The sequence below is a fragment of the Serratia sp. GW822-FHT06D09 genome, assembly GCF_058799515.1.
Window position 1 is genome coordinate 38449 of record NZ_JBXALO010000002.1, and the last position, 16843, is coordinate 55291.

Annotated in this window: 16 protein-coding genes and 1 riboswitch; of the genes, 9 read left to right on the forward strand and 7 right to left on the reverse strand. The window is 57.6% G+C overall.

Annotated elements, in window-relative coordinates:
- Positions 1-280 precede the first annotated feature (280 nt).
- Positions 281-2293 carry an excinuclease ABC subunit UvrB gene (gene uvrB / locus AC1RKG_RS03930; protein WP_493182110.1) on the forward strand — a complete coding sequence of 671 codons (2013 nt, stop codon included), beginning with the start codon at positions 281-283 and terminating at the stop codon, positions 2291-2293.
- A 108-nt stretch (positions 2294-2401) separates the two neighbouring features.
- On the forward strand, positions 2402-2659 hold the full coding sequence (locus tag AC1RKG_RS03935; RefSeq protein WP_020825722.1) for a VF530 family protein: 258 nt from the start codon (positions 2402-2404) through the stop codon (positions 2657-2659).
- Between the two features lie 4 nt (positions 2660-2663).
- On the opposite strand, the gene AC1RKG_RS03940 is transcribed toward AC1RKG_RS03935, so the two are convergent.
- A complete protein-coding gene (locus tag AC1RKG_RS03940; protein ID WP_020825723.1) occupies positions 2664-3581 on the reverse strand; it encodes a gluconeogenesis factor YvcK family protein in 918 nt (305 codons plus the stop codon).
- Between the two features lie 260 nt (positions 3582-3841).
- A riboswitch (molybdenum cofactor riboswitch) is annotated at positions 3842-3984 on the forward strand.
- Between AC1RKG_RS03940 and moaA the strand changes: the two genes are divergently transcribed.
- The 6 genes from moaA (at position 3971) to AC1RKG_RS03970 (ending at position 8182) form a co-directional block, all read left to right on the forward strand.
- Positions 3971-4957, forward strand: a complete 987-nt coding sequence (gene moaA / locus AC1RKG_RS03945; protein WP_020825724.1) for a GTP 3',8-cyclase MoaA — start codon at positions 3971-3973, stop codon at positions 4955-4957. Its footprint overlaps the riboswitch before it by 14 nt.
- Positions 4958-5106: 149 nt before the next feature.
- Positions 5107-5619: a molybdenum cofactor biosynthesis protein B gene (moaB, locus tag AC1RKG_RS03950; RefSeq protein WP_493182112.1), complete on the forward strand. Its 513-nt coding sequence runs from the start codon at positions 5107-5109 to the stop codon at positions 5617-5619.
- Between the two features lie 5 nt (positions 5620-5624).
- Positions 5625-6104, forward strand: coding sequence for a cyclic pyranopterin monophosphate synthase MoaC (gene moaC, locus AC1RKG_RS03955; protein ID WP_493182114.1), 480 nt, complete (start codon positions 5625-5627; stop codon positions 6102-6104).
- Positions 6101-6346: a molybdopterin synthase sulfur carrier subunit gene (gene moaD / locus AC1RKG_RS03960; protein WP_012005757.1), complete on the forward strand. Its 246-nt coding sequence runs from the start codon at positions 6101-6103 to the stop codon at positions 6344-6346. The genes moaC and moaD overlap by 4 nt, the downstream gene beginning before the upstream one ends.
- A 2-nt stretch (positions 6347-6348) precedes the next feature.
- Complete coding sequence (moaE, locus tag AC1RKG_RS03965) at positions 6349-6819, forward strand: molybdopterin synthase catalytic subunit MoaE (RefSeq protein WP_128863937.1); 471 nt, start codon at positions 6349-6351, stop codon at positions 6817-6819.
- 652 nt (positions 6820-7471) lie between these two features.
- Entirely contained in the window at positions 7472-8182 is a 711-nt protein-coding gene (locus AC1RKG_RS03970) for a Bax inhibitor-1/YccA family protein (protein ID WP_020825728.1), read from the forward strand.
- Between the two features lie 168 nt (positions 8183-8350).
- On the opposite strand, the gene AC1RKG_RS03975 is transcribed toward AC1RKG_RS03970, so the two are convergent.
- From AC1RKG_RS03975 to AC1RKG_RS03995, 5 genes are read right to left on the reverse strand one after another with little or no spacing between them, the layout of a single operon-like run.
- Complete coding sequence (locus AC1RKG_RS03975; protein WP_020825729.1) at positions 8351-9457, reverse strand: ABC transporter permease; 1107 nt, start codon at positions 9455-9457, stop codon at positions 8351-8353.
- A gap of 11 nt (positions 9458-9468) precedes the next feature.
- Entirely contained in the window at positions 9469-10623 is a 1155-nt protein-coding gene (locus tag AC1RKG_RS03980) for an ABC transporter permease (protein ID WP_048761234.1), read from the reverse strand.
- Positions 10620-12350 (reverse strand): ATP-binding cassette domain-containing protein, encoded by a 1731-nt coding sequence (locus AC1RKG_RS03985; protein WP_122077653.1) that lies wholly within the window; start codon positions 12348-12350, stop codon positions 10620-10622. The genes AC1RKG_RS03980 and AC1RKG_RS03985 overlap by 4 nt, the downstream gene beginning before the upstream one ends.
- Positions 12351-12360: 10 nt before the next feature.
- On the reverse strand, positions 12361-13347 hold the full coding sequence (gene hlyD, locus AC1RKG_RS03990) for a secretion protein HlyD (RefSeq protein WP_048761240.1): 987 nt from the start codon (positions 13345-13347) through the stop codon (positions 12361-12363).
- 18 nt (positions 13348-13365) lie between these two features.
- Positions 13366-14055: a transcriptional regulator gene (locus AC1RKG_RS03995; RefSeq protein WP_020825733.1), complete on the reverse strand. Its 690-nt coding sequence runs from the start codon at positions 14053-14055 to the stop codon at positions 13366-13368.
- 302 nt (positions 14056-14357) lie between these two features.
- Between AC1RKG_RS03995 and rhlE the strand changes: the two genes are divergently transcribed.
- On the forward strand, positions 14358-15719 hold the full coding sequence (rhlE, locus tag AC1RKG_RS04000; RefSeq protein WP_020825734.1) for an ATP-dependent RNA helicase RhlE: 1362 nt from the start codon (positions 14358-14360) through the stop codon (positions 15717-15719).
- A 93-nt stretch (positions 15720-15812) separates the two neighbouring features.
- Here rhlE and AC1RKG_RS04005 read toward each other — a convergent pair whose 3' ends face one another.
- Positions 15813-16841, reverse strand: coding sequence for an HlyD family secretion protein (locus AC1RKG_RS04005; RefSeq protein WP_493182116.1), 1029 nt, complete (start codon positions 16839-16841; stop codon positions 15813-15815).
- Positions 16842-16843 lie beyond the last annotated feature (2 nt).

Here is a 16843-nt window from a genome sequence, read left to right on the forward strand (position 1 = left end):
TATGATTTTTCGCCACAGTGCTATCAATAAGTTAATTCGTGGCGGATTTTGGGGATAAAACTGTTATTGACAATAAAAATGTCACGCCGCTGTAACTCTGGCGGTGCATTCAGCCCGGATTGACGCACGCCAAAGCAACGAACCGCTTGAAGCTGGTTTTATATCCAGTATCATAGGCACTGGCGAAAATCGCCGGGGCTTTCCATAATTAGAGGCCATTCACCGAGCAGCAGCTCCATGGCCGCCTGAGCGCGCGCATCTCCACAGGGTAGCCGAGTCAATGAGTAAAACGTTCAAACTGCATTCCGAATTCAAGCCGGCCGGCGACCAGCCGGAAGCCATCCGTAAGCTGGAAGAGGGCCTGGAAGACGGCCTGGCTCACCAAACGCTACTGGGCGTAACCGGCTCGGGCAAGACATTCACCGTCGCTAATGTGATCGCCGATCTCAACCGGCCCACCATGGTGCTGGCGCCCAATAAAACTTTGGCGGCGCAGCTGTATGGTGAGATGAAAGAGTTCTTTCCCGAGAATGCAGTCGAGTATTTCGTTTCTTACTACGACTACTATCAGCCGGAGGCCTACGTCCCCAGCTCCGACACCTTTATCGAAAAAGATGCCTCGGTGAACGAACACATCGAGCAGATGCGCCTTTCTGCGACGAAAGCGCTGTTGGAACGTCGCGATGTGATCGTGGTGGCGTCGGTATCGGCGATCTACGGCCTGGGCGATCCGGATTTGTACCTGAAGATGATGCTGCACCTGACCAAAGGCATGATCATCGATCAGCGGGCGATCCTGCGTCGTTTGGCGGAGCTGCAATATAGCCGCAACGATCAGGCTTTCCAGCGCGCGACCTTCCGCGTGCGGGGTGAAGTGATTGACGTCTTCCCGGCGGAATCGGATGAATTGGCGCTGCGCATCGAGCTGTTTGACGAAGAGGTCGAACGGCTTTCGCTGTTTGATCCCCTGACCGGCCAGATCGAACAAGAGGTGCAGCGTTTTACCATTTACCCCAAATCGCACTATGTGACGCCGCGCGAGCGGATCCTGCAGGCGATGGAAGAGATCAAGGTGGATCTGGCCGAGCGGCGCAAGGTGCTGCTGGCCAATAACAAGCTGCTGGAAGAACAGCGTCTGACGCAGCGCACCCAGTTTGATCTGGAGATGATGAACGAACTGGGCTACTGCTCCGGCATTGAAAACTATTCGCGCTACCTGTCCGGGCGTGGCGAGGGTGAGCCACCGCCAACGCTGTTCGACTATTTGCCGGCAGATGGTCTGCTGGTGGTTGACGAGTCCCACGTGACCATTCCGCAAATCGGCGGTATGTACAAAGGCGACCGTTCACGCAAGGAAACGCTGGTGGAATACGGTTTCCGCCTGCCGTCGGCGCTGGATAACCGCCCGCTGCGCTTTGAAGAGTTCGAAGCGCTGGCGCCACAGACTATCTATGTGTCTGCTACGCCGGGCAAATACGAGCTGGAAAAATCCGGTGGTGACATTATCGATCAGGTGGTGCGCCCAACCGGGCTGCTGGATCCGCAAATCGAAGTGCGGCCGGTGACCACCCAGGTGGACGATCTGCTTTCCGAAATCCGCAAGCGGGTGGCGATCAACGAGCGTGTGCTGGTTACCACGCTGACCAAACGCATGGCGGAAGATCTGACCGAATACCTGGAAGAGCATGGCGAGCGGGTGCGCTACCTGCACTCGGACATCGATACCGTGGAACGGGTCGAAATCATTCGTGACCTGCGCCTGGGCGAGTTTGACGTGCTGGTGGGTATCAACCTGTTGCGTGAAGGGCTGGACATGCCAGAGGTATCGCTGGTGGCGATTTTGGATGCCGATAAAGAGGGCTTCCTGCGTTCCGAACGTTCATTGATCCAGACCATTGGGCGTGCGGCGCGTAACCTCAACGGTAAAGCTATCCTCTACGGTGACAAAATTACCGACTCGATGGCCAGAGCGATCGGCGAGACCGAGCGTCGCCGTGCCAAACAGCAGGCGTTCAACGAAGAAAACGGCATTGTACCGCAGGGCCTGAACAAGAAAATTTCCGATATTTTGCAGTTGGGCAAACCCAGTACCCGCAGCAAAGGCAAAGGGAAGGGGAAAGGTGCGGAAAACGCCGCCCAGTACCAAAATCTTACGCCAAAAGCGCTGGATCAGAAGATTCGCGAGTTGGAAGCGCAAATGTATACCCACGCGCAAAACCTGGAGTTCGAGCAGGCGGCGGGCTTGCGTGACGAAATCCACCAGCTGCGCGAGCAGTTTATTGCCATTTCATAACCCATTGGCGCGCTGCAGACCGCGGCGCCGCCAAAACATAAAATCCTTGTCGCCTCCGCCAAAGCTGATTATGGTGTGCGGCCATTTGACTACTGCGAGCCACCGACCATGACCCAACACCAGTCCAAAGACCCGATGCACGGCATCACTCTGGAACAGCTTCTGAATAAACTGGTGGAAAACTACGGTTGGTCAGGGCTGGCTGAACGCATTCGCATCAACTGCTTCAGCAGCGATCCCAGCATCAAGTCCAGCCTGAAATTTCTGCGTCGCACGCCCTGGGCGCGCAAACAGGTGGAAGATCTTTATCTCGACATGGTTGAGCAGGCCGCCAGCGATAACCCGTGGCTACGTGGCGGCAAATAAACGCTCAGGCGCGGGCACCTAACTCGATCAACGCCTGATCCAGCGCCTGGCGCAGCAACTGACGATCGTGGCGGTAAGGAATATCCTGCGCTTCCAGCGGCTGTTTGATCACCACCCGATCTTGCACTTCACGGGTATCCGCCGTTGGCCCGACAATGACGGCATCAATCATCTGGCGGCCAATTTTCGCCTCCATCAATTCCAGCTTGTTCTTCAGCGTCAAGGCTGCCGCCGCGACGCTTAATTCGCGTCCGAGGTTGTCGATATAAATCATATTGGCGCTACTGCGACGCAGAGCCTGCGTAAGGTCATCGAGCAACAGCAGAGGCATCAGGCTGGTCAGAAAACTGCCCGGTCCTATCAGGATCACGTCGGCCTGCGCGATAGCATCCAGCGCCTCGCGCGTTGCGTTGACGTGAGGTGACAGCATCAGCTCCTGTGGCATGTCGGTCAGTTGATCGACATTCACCTCGCCGTAAACGTGGTTGCCTTCATGATCGTGCGCCATCAGGTCCACCGGCTGTTCGGACATCGGGATCAGCGCCGCGTCCACCTTCAGCAGGCTGCGCACCAGGTTGATCGCTTCCAATGGGCGTACGCTCAGGTGATCCAGGGCTTTCAACATCAGATTGCCGAGGTTGTGCCCAGACAGTTCGCCATTACCGCTGAAGCGGTATTCGAACATCGCGGAAGCCACGCTCGGTTCGGTGATCAACTGATTCAGGCAGTTACGGGTATCGCCCCAGGCAATGCCCCCTTCCGAACGGCGAATACGGCCGGTAGAACCGCCGTTATCGGTGGTGGTGACAATACCGGTTAAACGGGAGCCTAAAGACGACAGGGAAGACATCACGCGACCAAGACCATGACCGCCGCCTAATGCCACTACCCGATCGAGATCGGCCAGGGTTCGATTACGCATAAATTTCCTTACAAGGGGGCTTAACTGCCCGCATAAAGTAGCGGATTTGGCGTAAAAACGCGAAAAAGAGTGTGGTTTGCGTGATTCCGGTCAATTCGTCTCCCTAAAGGCTGTTTATCATGGTTTACCAGATTAGGAATCGCCTAAAATCGCTGTATACACAATTATATAGCGAAATTGCGCGTTGGCTATCGCGTTTGTTTAGCGCTAGAATTCCGATGAAAACCACGGTTTCGTTCCGGCTACTCCGACTGCGGGAACTGAGACCAAAACTCCTAGCCTCTGGGCCTACGTTGTTCCTGCGAACAATATGGCGCTTGGGCCGTGGCGAAGTCAGCCACCAGGGTGCAGAGCGGAAACGTTCGCATCTCCCGACTTTGGAAGGTGTTATGGTGCCGCAACTCATTGATGCTTATGAGCGCAAGTTCTATTACTTGCGCCTATCGATCACCGACGTGTGCAACTTTCGTTGCACCTACTGCTTGCCGGACGGCTACCGCCCGAACGGCAGCCCGAAAACATTCTTGTCGCTTGATGAGATCCGACGCGTCAGTCGCGCATTCGCCGAACTGGGCACCGAAAAAGTGCGCCTGACCGGCGGAGAGCCTTCTCTGCGCCGCGATTTCACCGAGATCATCGCCGCTGTGCGTGAAAACCCGGCCATCCGCCAGCTCGCCGTGACCACCAACGGTTACCGTATGGCGCGCGACGTCGCCGGCTGGCGTGATGCCGGCCTGACGGCGGTCAACGTCAGCGTCGACAGCCTGGATCCCCGCCAATTTCATGCCATTACCGGGCAGGACAAGTTCCGCCAGGTGATGGACGGCATCGACGCCGCCTTTACCGCCGGTTTCAGCAAGGTGAAGGTCAACGCGGTGCTGATGCGTGACGTTAACCACCAACAGCTGGGCGCCTTCCTTAACTGGATCAAAGACCGCCCGATTCAACTGCGCTTTATCGAACTGATGGAAACCGGCGAGGGGGGCGATCTGTTTCGCAAGCACCACGTTTCCGGTGAAGTGATCCGTTTGCAGCTGGAACAGCAGGGCTGGCAGCGTCAGCCGCGCGGCCGCAGCGACGGCCCGGCGCAGGTGTTCAGCCATCCGGATTATCAGGGTGAAGTGGGCTTGATCATGCCGTATGAAAAAGATTTCTGCGCCAGTTGCAACCGGCTGCGTGTTTCCGCTATCGGCAATTTACACCTGTGTCTGTTCGGCGAGCAGGGCATTGGTCTGCGCGATCTGCTGACGAATGATCAGCAGCTTGATGAACTGAAGGACCGCATCCAGGGCGGGCTGCTGAGTAAGAAACAGACTCACTTCCTGCATCAGGGTAACAGTGGCATAACGCAGAACCTGTCGTTTATCGGCGGCTGATCCCCGGCATCTTTCAAGCCGCAGCGTTGTTGGCTGCGGGCGCTCACCCCAGTCACTGACCTGAGTAAGCTCCTGGGGATTTACGGCCTTGCCGCCTAGCTGCAACTTGAAATCTATTGGGTATCCTATGAATAGGAGCAAAGTGAACAATGAGTCATGGCAACAGTGAATTCATTCCGGTACATATCGCTATTTTGACCGTTTCGGACAGCCGTGGCGAAGCGGAAGACACCTCGGGCCAGTACCTGCAAGAAGCGGCGCTTGAAGCCGGACACCGGGTAGTGGATCGCGCCATCGTCAAAGACGACAAATACCTGATCCGCGCACGCGTTTCCACGTGGATTGCAGACGAAACGGTGCAGGCCGTGCTGATCACCGGGGGCACCGGCTTTACCGCCAGAGACTACACCCCGGAAGCGCTGCTGCCGCTGTTCGATCGCGAAGTGGAAGGGTTCGGCGAACTGTTCCGCATGGTGTCTTACGAAGAGATTGGCACCGCCACTGTCCAGTCGCGCGCGCTGGCCGGTATGGCCAACCAGACGGTCATTTTTGCCATGCCGGGGTCAACCCGCGCCTGTCGCACCGCCTGGGAACGCATTATTGAAGAGCAGTTGGACGCGCGTCATCGCCCGTGCAACTTTCTGCCACATCTGAAGAAATAAAAATTATGACGCAGCTAACCCACATTAACGCCGCGGGCGAAGCCCATATGGTTGATGTTTCAGCCAAAGCAGAAACGGTGCGCGAAGCGCGCGCCGAAGCTTTCGTCGAGATGTTGCCGACCACGCTGGCGAGGATTATCGAGGGCAGCCACCACAAGGGCGACGTGTTCGCCACGGCGCGCATCGCCGGTATTCAGGCGACGAAACGCACCTGGGAGCTGATCCCGCTGTGCCATCCGCTGATGCTGAGCAAGGTCGAAGTGCAGTTGGAGGCCCAACCGGAACATAGCCGGGTGCGGATTGAAACCTGTTGCCGACTGACCGGTAAGACCGGTGTTGAAATGGAAGCGTTAACCGCGGCTTCAGTGGCTGCATTGACCATTTACGACATGTGTAAAGCGGTACAGAAAGACATGGTGATCGGCCCGGTGCGGCTGCTGGCGAAAAGCGGCGGCAAATCCGGTGATTTTAAGGTGGAACTATGATTAATATTCTTTTTTTTGCTCAGGTACGCGAACTGGTTGGCACCGGCGATTTATCGATGCCGGCAGATTACCCGACGGTAGAGGCGCTGCGTAAGGCGCTGTGCGAACGTGGCGACCGTTGGGCATTGGCGCTGGAGTCCGGCAAGCTGTTGACCGCGGTGAACCAGTCGCTGGTGGCGGCCGAACATCCGCTGCGCGCCGGCGATGAAGTCGCTTTCTTTCCACCGGTAACCGGAGGTTAAGAGTGGAAAATACCCGTATCCGCGTGGGTGAAGCGCCGTTCAGCGTCGGCGACGAATACCAGTGGTTGGCGCAGTGCGACGATGATGGCGCCGTGGTCACCTTTACCGGCAAGGTACGCAATCATAATCTGGGCGATGACGTCAGTGCGCTGACGCTCGAGCACTACCCTGGCATGACCGAAAAAGCGCTGGCCGAGATCCTGGACGAAGCCCGTAGCCGTTGGCCCTTGCAGCGCGCGACGGTGATCCATCGCGTGGGCGAGCTGTTTCCCGGTGATGAGATTGTCTTCGTTGGCGTGACCAGCGCGCACCGCAGCATGGCGTTCGAGGCCGCCGAGTTCATTATGGATTACCTGAAAACTCGGGCGCCCTTCTGGAAACGCGAAGCCGTCGGGCAGGGAGACCGCTGGGTCGATGCCCGCGACAGCGATCGCCAGGCGGCGGAACGCTGGCATAACACGCGTCATACTTGAAGAAATGCCGATCAGTTAAGGTGCTTTTTGGCAAGTTCGAGGTTATTTTCGGTCGATAAACGAGCAAAGCACCCTGAGGGTCTTAGGCTCCGACCGAGCATGGGGCCGAGGCGCGGCCCCTTGCAACCCGCGCCTTTGCCCTATCAGACGGTTGGCTGCGCCAACGGCTCTCACTTCATCACGCCGCATCACGGCCGACAACGCAGGTGCAGCGAGGGTATCCGTGCAGCGGACAGAGGGTGTTAAGCGAAGGCGCGGGTGGAGGGGCCGCGCCTTCGGCCCCTCCAATTGCCGTTCATTGTGGCGGCAGAGAAATGCCGGATATTGACGGCAATTCTACCTACACTGAACCTACAGGGACCGAATAAAAAAATGCCAGTCAGGCTTAACCGATCAGTATTCCGTCATACTTGAAGCTGCATCTGTGTTGGCCGCCTTTGCTCACCCCAGTCACTTAGTTATCTAAGCTCCTGGGGATTCGCTCAGTTGCCGCCTTGATGCAACTCCAATTATTCAGCGCATAACGCGTAACAGCGGAAACAAATCAATACCTTTGCCGCTTTGCCATCGGGTTTTATGTGGTACGCTTATAGCAGGCCGAGCCCCATAAATGGGGGTCGAAATCTTGTTTCATACGCAAAAGGTAACCGTCATGGACCGATATCCACGCTCTAATGGTTCAATCGTCGAACGTGCCAACAGCGGCATTCAGGCTTATATGGCGCAGGTTTATGGCTGGATGACCTGCGGTATGCTGTTGACGGCGTTTGTTTCCTGGTACGCGGCCAACACGCCTGCGATCCTTAACTTTATCTTCTCCAGCCAGATCACCTTCTTTGGCCTGATCATCGCGCAGTTGGGGCTGGTGTTCGTTATTTCCGGCATGGTCAATCGTCTTAGTGGCACGGTCGCCACCTCGCTGTTTATGCTCTATTCGGCGCTGACCGGGCTGACGCTTTCCAGCATTTTCATCGCTTACACCTACAGCTCGATCGCCAGCACCTTCGTGGTGACCGCCGGCATGTTCGGTGCGATGAGCCTGTACGGCTACACCACCAAGCGTGACCTGAGCGGTTTCGGCAGCATGCTGTTTATGGCGCTTATCGGGATTGTGCTGGCTTCGCTGGTCAATATCTGGCTGAAAAGCACGGCGCTGATGTGGGCAATTACCTATATCGGCGTGGTGGTGTTTGTTGGCCTGACGGCGTACGACACCCAGAAACTGAAGGCCATGGGCGAGCAACTGAATGCCGATGATAAAGACAGCTTCCGCAAATACGCCATTGTTGGCGCGTTGACGCTGTATCTCGATTTCATCAACCTGTTCCTGATGTTGCTGCGCATTTTCGGCAACCGCCGCTAAATCCGTCGTCTTTCAAGCTGCAGCGTTGTTGACTGCGCTCGCCTACCCCAGTTACTTACTTAAGTAAGCTCCTGGGGATACAAGAGCTGGTCGCCTAGCCGCAGCATGAAATCCATAGGATTTACAGCGAAGAGAAAGACTCTGCGATCTCGATCGCAGAGTCTTTTTTTATGCAATTTTACGGCGGAACATGGCATAGGCGGCGCTGCCGGTGGTGGCGGTAATGGCCAACAGCGGCCACAGGCTGTGCCAGATGATGCTGAAACTGGCGTCTTTCAAATAGATCTGTTTGGTGATGTCGGTGAAGTGGCGGATGGGGTTTACCCAGGTGAGGTTTTGCAGCCACACCGGCATATTCTCCACCGGTGAAACATAACCGGAGAGCAGGATGGCCGGCATCATAAACACGAACACGCCGATAAACGCCTGTTGCTGGGTGGCGCACAGCGACGAAATCAGCAGGCCGAACCCCACCAGCGACAGCCCGTAAATCAACATGGTGCCGTAGAACAACAGCAGCGACCCGGCGAACGGGATCTGATAGATAAAGATGCCGATCAGCAACACTATGCTGGCCTGGAAGGTGGCGACGATCAGCGCCGGCACCGCTTTGCCGATAAAAATCTGCCAGGTGGTTAACGGCGACACCAGCAGTTGCTCCAGCGTGCCCTGTTCACGTTCGCGCGCCACCGACAGCGAAGTCACTATCAGCACGCCAATGGTGGTGATCATGGCGATCAGCGACGGCACCACAAACCACTTGTAGTCCAAATTCGGGTTATACCAGTTGCGCACCACCAGTTCGCTGTTGTTAGGCTTGGCACGGTTGCCGATCAGCTCATTTTGGTAGTCCTGCACAATCTGCTGCACATAGTTGGCAGCGATCTGTGCGCTGTTGGAGTTGCGCCCATCGAGCAACAACTGCAGCGGGGCCGTATTGCCGCTGGCGATATCCCGTGAAAATTGTGCCGGGAAACGGATCAGCAGCAGCGCTTTTTGGTTATCGATAACGCTTTGTATCTCTTGGGGGCTGCGCAACAGCAGCACGTGGGAGAAGGCCTTGGCCTTGGCAAAGCGCTGGGTCAGCTCGACCGAGGCATGGCCGCTGTCTTCGCTGTACACCGCAATGGTGGCATTGGTCACTTCCAGCGTGGCGGCGAAGGGAAACAGCAGCACCTGCAGAATAACCGGCAAAATCAGAATGGCGCGGGTCTGCGGGTCGCGCAGCAGTGATTGCATTTCCTTAATGATTAACGTCCAGAGACGGTGAAACATCTTCTTTCCCCTTAATCCAGCCGCCGCTGGGTTTTCCAGGCCGTCAGGCCGATAAATACCACCGCAGAAGCGATCAGGAACAGCAGGTTAATCATCAACACCGTGCCGACGTTGCCCGCCAGGAATAGCGTTTGCAGCGTGCTGACGAAGTAACGCGCCGGGATGATGTAAGTGACGGCGCGTACGATGGCCGGCATGCTGTCGATCTGGAAGATAAAGCCGGACAGCATAATCGACGGCAGAAAGGCGGCATTCAGCGCCACCATCGCCGCGTTGAACTGGTTGCGGGTAATGGTGGAAATCAGCAGCCCCATGCCGAGGGTACTGGCGAGGAACAGGCTGCTGATGACGAACAGAATCAGCAGAGAGCCGCGATAGGGCACCCCGAGCACCCACACCGAAACCACCATGCACAGCACCATGGCGATCATGCCGAGGAAGTAGTAAGGCACCAGCTTCGACAGCAGCAGTTCGGTTCGCGTCACCTGAGTGGAAAGCAGCGCTTCCATGGTGCCGCGCTCCCATTCGCGGGCGATCACCAACGAGGTGAGGATAGCGCCGATGACCGTCATGATAATGGTGATGGCGCCGGGAATGATGTAATGCCGGCTGATGGCCGCCGGGTTAAACCAGTAGCGCATTTGCACGTCGATCAGCGGTTTTTCTTCGCGCCCGCTGTCGGTGGCGCGCTGCTGTTGCCAGATTTGCCACACTCCCTGGGTATAGCCCTGAACGAAGTTGGCGGTATTGGGTTCACTGCCGTCGGTAATGATTTGCAAGGGGGCGCTGTCGTGCGGTCGCGCCATGCGTTGGGCAAAATCATTGGGGATCACCACCAGCCCGCGGATGCGCCCGGCTTGCATCAGCTGGATCAGCTGCTGGCGATTGTCGCTGATGGTGGGTTCGATATAGGGCGAACCGGTAAAAGCGTTAGCCAGATCGCGTGCCTCTTCGCTTTGTTGTTCCATCAAAATCCCCAGCCGCAGCTTGCTGGAATCCAGGTTGATGCCGTAGCCAAAAATAAACAGCAGCATCAGCGGAATGACGAAGGCGATCAGCCCGCTGCTCGGATCGCGCATAATTTGCCGCGTCTCTTTCAGGCACAGCGCGCGCAGCCGCCGCCAGGAGAAACCGCTGTCGTCGGTGCTGGCCGTTTCGCTATTCATGCTTTTTCCTCCTGATCATAACCCTGCACCAGTTCGATAAATGCCTGCTCCATCGAAGGGTTGGGGTTCTCGCTGCTGGCCACCTGATGCTTGAGATCGTCCGGGGTCCCGGCGGCGATGATTTTGCCGCGATACACCAGCCCGATGCGGTCGCAATATTCCGCCTCGTCCATAAAGTGGGTGGTGACCATGACGGTGACGCCCTTGTCTACCATACCGTTGATATGCAGCCAGAATTCACGCCGGGTGAGGGGATCGACACCGGAGGTGGGTTCGTCGAGAAACAGAATATCCGGTTCGTGCATCAGCGCGCAGGCCAACGCCAGCCGTTGTTTGAAGCCAAGCGGCAGGGAATCTGGCGTCTGGTTAATGATGGGGTCGAAGTTGAAGGCGCGGGACATCTCACTGATTTTTTCGCGCTGCGCCTTGCCGCTCAGGCCATACACGCCGGAGAAAAATTTCAGGTTTTGCGCCACCGTCAGGTTGCCGTACAGCGAGAATTTTTGCGCCATGTAGCCCAAATGCTGGCGCGCCTTGCCCGAGCTGGTTTTCAGGTCCATTCCCAGCACCAACGCCTTGCCTTCGGTTGGCACCAGCAGCCCGCACATCATTTTGAAAGTGGTGGACTTACCGGCCCCGTTGGGGCCCAGCAGGCCAAAAATCTCGCCGCGCTGCACTTTAAAATCCACGTGGTCGGTGGCGGCAAAGTCACCGAATTTCTTCGTCAGTCCCTGCGCTTCGATCACGGTTTCGGTGCTTTCCCCTTCGACGGTTGGCATGATTTCCGCCAGCGCCGACTTGCTGTTCGGCCCGCCGCCGAGCAAATCGATAAATGCATCCTCAAAGCGCGGTTCCGCTTCGCTCAGCTCGGCGTCCGGCAGATCCAACGCCTGCAACACCTGGCGGTGATCTTCGCCTTCTTTCAGGATCAGGCGCAGGTATTTGCCCTGGATCACGCCGTCGGTGACCGCAGGCAGGCAGATCGCCCGTTGCAGCAAGGCACGGTGGCTGCCGGCTGGTGGTGCTATCAACACCGTGCGCCCGGCCATGCGCTGGGTGAGATCTTTAGGTGCGCCGCTGAACAACAGTTCCCCTTCATTGAGCAGCAGCACTTCACGGCATTGTTCCGCTTCGTCCAGATAGGAAGTGCTCCACAGGATCAGCATGCCGTCGTTGGCCAGCTCATGCACCATGCGCCACAGCTCGCGGCGCGAGATCGGATCGACGCCGACGCCGGGCTCATCGAGCAACAGCACCTGCGGTTGCCCGACCAGCGTACAAGCCAACCCAAGCTTCTGCTTCATGCCCCCCGACAGTTTGCCCGCCAGCCGGGTGGTGAAGCGGGTGAGATCGGTAAATGTCAGCAGCCGATCAAAAGTCTGTTTACGCAGATCGCCAGTGACGCCGCGCAGATCGGCATACAGCGTCAGGTTCTCCATCACCGTCAGATCTTCGTACAGGCCAAACTTTTGCGGCATATAACCGAGGATCGCATGCAACTGGCGATCCTGAGCGATCGGATCCAGCCCGGCGACGCGTAACGTTCCGCTGCTGGGTTTGAGCAAACCGGCCAGCATGCGCAGCAGGGTGGTTTTTCCGGCGCCGTCCGGGCCAACCAGCCCGGTAACCGCGCCGCTGGTCAGCCGGGTGGTCAGGCTGGCGACCGCCGGTTTTTGCAGCGACGGAAAACGTTTCTCCAGCGCTTCCAGCTCAATCACCTGTTCCATCACCGTCCCCTCAAGGTTTGGCAAAGTGAACGGTAACCGGCATCCCCTGGCGCAGCGCGTCATCGGCATCGGTGACGATCACCCGCAAGCGGTACACCAGATCGGTTCGCAGGTCCGGGGTTTCGACGCTTTTCGGCGTGAATTCAGCGGTCGGTGAGACAAAACCAATTTTGCCGTGATAGGGCTTGTCCGGTCGGCTGTCGGTATAAATTTCCAGTTCGGTGCCCGGCGTTGCTTTACCCAGGTTGGCTTCATTCACGTAGGCACGTACCCAGACCGGACGGGTCAGCGACAGAGTAAACACCGTGCCGCCGGCATTGAGCATGGTGCCTGGCTCAACGGCCCGAGTCAGTACGGTGCCGGCCGACGGGGAAACCAGAGTGGTGTCGTGTAAATTAAGCTGTGCCTGAGCCAGTGCGGCTTCGCTCTGCGCCAGATTGGCTTTGGCTTCTTCAATCTCCTGCGGCCGGTTGCCTTTCAGGTATTGCGCCAGCTTGTCCTTTGACGCCTGCAGGTTGGCCTGCGCCTGATTGCGTGCGGTACGGGCATCTTCCAGCGCGTCGGCAGAAGTGGCGTTTTTCGCCCACAGTCCCTGTTGTCGCTTCAGGTAGCTGTCGGCGTAACTGAACGCGGACAGGCGCTGCGCCATTTCTGAACGCACCTGGGCGATTTCCTCGGTGCGGTAACCGGCCAGCAGCAGCGCCAGTTTGGCTTTGGCACTGCCGACGTTAGCCTGCGCCTGCTGCAGGGCGTTGATGTAAGGCGCGTCGTCCAGTTTCCCGAGCAATTGCCCCGGCTGAAGGGCATCGCCTTCATCCACCGTCAGCGACGCCAGCCGCCCATCGACGCGGAAGCCCAAATTCACCGTGCGGATATCCACGTTGCCATACAGCGTCAGCGGTTTGTCCTGCTGCTGCTGGTAATACCAAACCCCGTAAACGGCCGCGGCGATCAGCACAATAGCCGCCACAATGAGGGCACTGCGTTTCTTGTTCATAACACTCCCTGCCTGAATTTACGCGCCATAGCGTTGGCGCAGCCCATTAACCAGAATCTCGATATGTTCAGCCAGCACCTCGCTGATTTGTTCCGCCTCGGCCGCGCCGATCTGCTGCCAGCCGGCCTGACGCCGAACGGTTTCCCGCGCCACGCGAAACGACAGCACTTCGCCGATCAGCGCGTGGGTATGCAGCACGATTTTGGTCGAATTCCCATCCAGGCCGGTGTAGGCCGCCAGCAGGCGACAAAGTTTGTCATGCAGCGGTGCGACCACCTGCTGGTGGATCAGCGGGTAGGCATCGGTGGGGGAAAGCTGCTCGCGCGACATGATTTTGCTCAGGTTCAGCGTCTGCGGTTGCGTCATCAGATCGCTGAACGCCAGCAGGCCGCGCTTCAGGTGGTCGAGGTAGTGCTCCGGCAGGCGTTCGGTGGCCGGCAACTGCCAGAAGCGATCAATCTCGTCGGCCAGGGGGCGAAACGCCTGCTGGATAAAATCGGCAATCCACTGTGCAACGGCCAGATACAGGCCTTCTTTGGAATTGAAGTAGTAGGTGATGGCGGCGATGTTGTGCCCGGCGCGCTGGGCGATATCGCGGGTGGTGGCACCCTGAATGCCATATTCGCCGAACATCTCGATGGCGGCGGCGATCAGCTGCTGTCGCGCCTGCTCACCCCGTGCCCGGCTGGCGGTCTGATTATTTGGCATTGATGGCACTCGCTAAAGTTAATCAATCATATGATTAACTTTATGCCAGCTTGGGTAAAATGCAACCAGTAGGCATCGTTTATTTAAGGTTATTTTTTCGGACTAGGCTGAATTCCCGGCATATTGTGCTTTGAGCCAGTAAAATTGCGTTTTCTTGTTCGAGTTCTGCTACAATCGCCCGCTTGGTGCACTGCAGTTTGTGCCAATCCCTCGTGGTCATGCTTAATGTCCCGTCTGATAATCCTCCCAGGAAACTGCACCGAACACTGTTAGGTTAGGGGGGATCTGGAGTTTTTCTCTTTATGTCATTTGAAACCCTCGGCTTAAGTGCTGAAATTCTGCGCGCTGTTGAAGAACAGGGCTATCGCGAACCTACGCCAATTCAACGCCAGGCGATTCCTGTCGTATTGGAAGGTCGTGACCTGATGGCCAGCGCCCAGACCGGTACCGGTAAAACCGCTGGCTTTACCCTGCCGCTGTTGCAGCTGCTGAGTAAGCATGACCATCCGGTCAAAGGCCGCCGTCCGGTACGCGCGTTGATCCTGACGCCAACCCGTGAGCTGGCAGCGCAGATCGGCGAAAACGTCGAAGCCTACAGCAAATATCTGCGCCTGCGTTCGCTGGTGGTATTTGGTGGTGTGAGCATCAACCCGCAGATGATGAAACTGCGCGGCGGCGTCGACATTCTGGTGGCAACACCGGGTCGCCTGCTGGATCTGGAACATCAACGCGCCGTTGACCTGTCCAAAGTTGAAATTCTGGTGCTGGACGAAGCCGATCGCATGCTGGATATGGGCTTTATCCATGATATCCGCCGCGTGCTGGCCAAGCTGCCCGCCAAGCGTCAGAACCTGCTGTTCTCTGCGACCTTCTCCGACGATATCAAAGGGCTGGCCAACAAGCTGTTGCACAACCCGGCATCGGTTGAAGTGGCGCGCCGCAATACCGCGTCCGAGCAGATCGAACAAAGCGTGCACTTCGTAGACAAGAAGCGTAAGCGGGAATTGCTGTCCCAGATGATCGGTGAAGGTGACTGGAAGCAGGTGCTGGTGTTCAACCGCACCAAGCACGGTGCTAACCACCTGGCCGAACAGTTGAATAAAGATGGCATCACGGCCGCTGCGATCCACGGCAATAAAAGCCAGGGCGCTCGTACCCGTGCGTTGGCCGATTTTAAAGACGGTAAAATTCGCGTATTGGTTGCTACCGACATCGCGGCGCGTGGTCTGGACATCGACCAGTTGCCACACGTGGTGAACTACGAACTGCCTAACGTACCGGAAGACTACGTACACCGTATCGGTCGTACCGGTCGTGCAGAACGTACCGGCGAGGCTATCTCGCTGGTGTGCGTGGATGAACACAAGCTGCTGCGCGATATCGAGCGCCTGCTCAAGCGTGAAATCCCACGTATCGCATTGCCAGGCTACGAGCCGGATCCAAGCATCAAGGCGGAGCCGATCATTAACGGCCGTCAGGGTGGTGGACGTGGTGCGCCGCGCGGCAACGGCGGTGGTCAACGCGCCGGTAACGGTGGCGGCCAGCGCAGTGGCAACGGCGGCCAGCGTGAGAACCGCGGTGGCGGCAGCGCCCGCCCACAGGGTGATGGCAAACCGCGTTCAGGCGCACCTTCGCGTCGTCCGCGCAGCCGTCCGGCCGAGTAAGCTGATACCCTGATGATAAAAAAGCCACCGTTTACGGTGGCTTTTTTTTACGTGAAACCCAGATGATCGCGTCAAAGCGAGGGGCAAAAACTCTCAGTGCATTTCGAGTTCCGGCACCACCGACATACCGACCCGCAACCGTGCCAGGTCAGCCTGGTTCGGCTCCAGCAGAATTTTCACCGGCAGGCGTTGCACCACTTTGGTGTAGTTGCCGGTGGCATTATCGGCGCTGATGGCGGCAAAGGTGGCGCCGGTGGCTGGCGCTATGCTGTCGACATGACCGCGCAGCGTTACGCCGGGCAGAGCATCTACGCGGATCGATACCGGTTGGCCGGCGGAGACATTGGCCAACTGGGTTTCCAGGAAGTTGGCGACGACATAGCTCTGCTGCAGTGGCACTACCGCCAGTAACCTCGTCCCGGCAGAGACCCAGGCCCCTTCGCGTACCGCTCGCTGGCCCACGGTGCCGGCAATGGGCGCGATGATTTGTGTATAAGAAAGATTGAGGCGTGCCTGGTCAACGCTGGCCTGTGAGGCGGCAATGTTGGCTTCGGCCTGTTTCCTGCTGGCCTGTAATACCCCGACTTCTTTGCGTGCAGAGACCACGCCAGCCTGGTTTTGCTTCAGCTGTGCCGCGGCGGTTTGCATCGCGGAGGCGGACTTTTGCTGTTCATCGGCGGTTGCGGTGCCGGTTTTTAGCAGTCGGCGATAGCGGTCGGCATTTTGCCCCGCGTAGTTGAGCGTGGCCTGGCTGGCGCTGACGCCGGCTTCCTGTTGGGCAATATTGGCCTGTTGTTGATCCAGCTGCGCTTGAATACTGGCCAGCTTGGCCTGGCTAATTTGCAGATTGGCCTCCGCCGTTTCCAGCGCCACGCGATAGTCGCGGTCGTCGATAGTGGCCAATACTTCGCCGGGTTTAACCTGCTGGTTATCGGTCACGTTAACGCTGCGGATATAGCCGGAAACCTTGGGCGCCACCAGTGTGTAATCGGCCGTCACCACCGCGTCGTCGGTACGAAAATGGTGGCGGGTAAGCGATGAATAGACAAAGAAAGCGATGGCCAGCAGGATGACCAGCAGCAGCGCCAGAGTTAAGGTTCGTTTTGCAGGAGTGAAGCTCATGG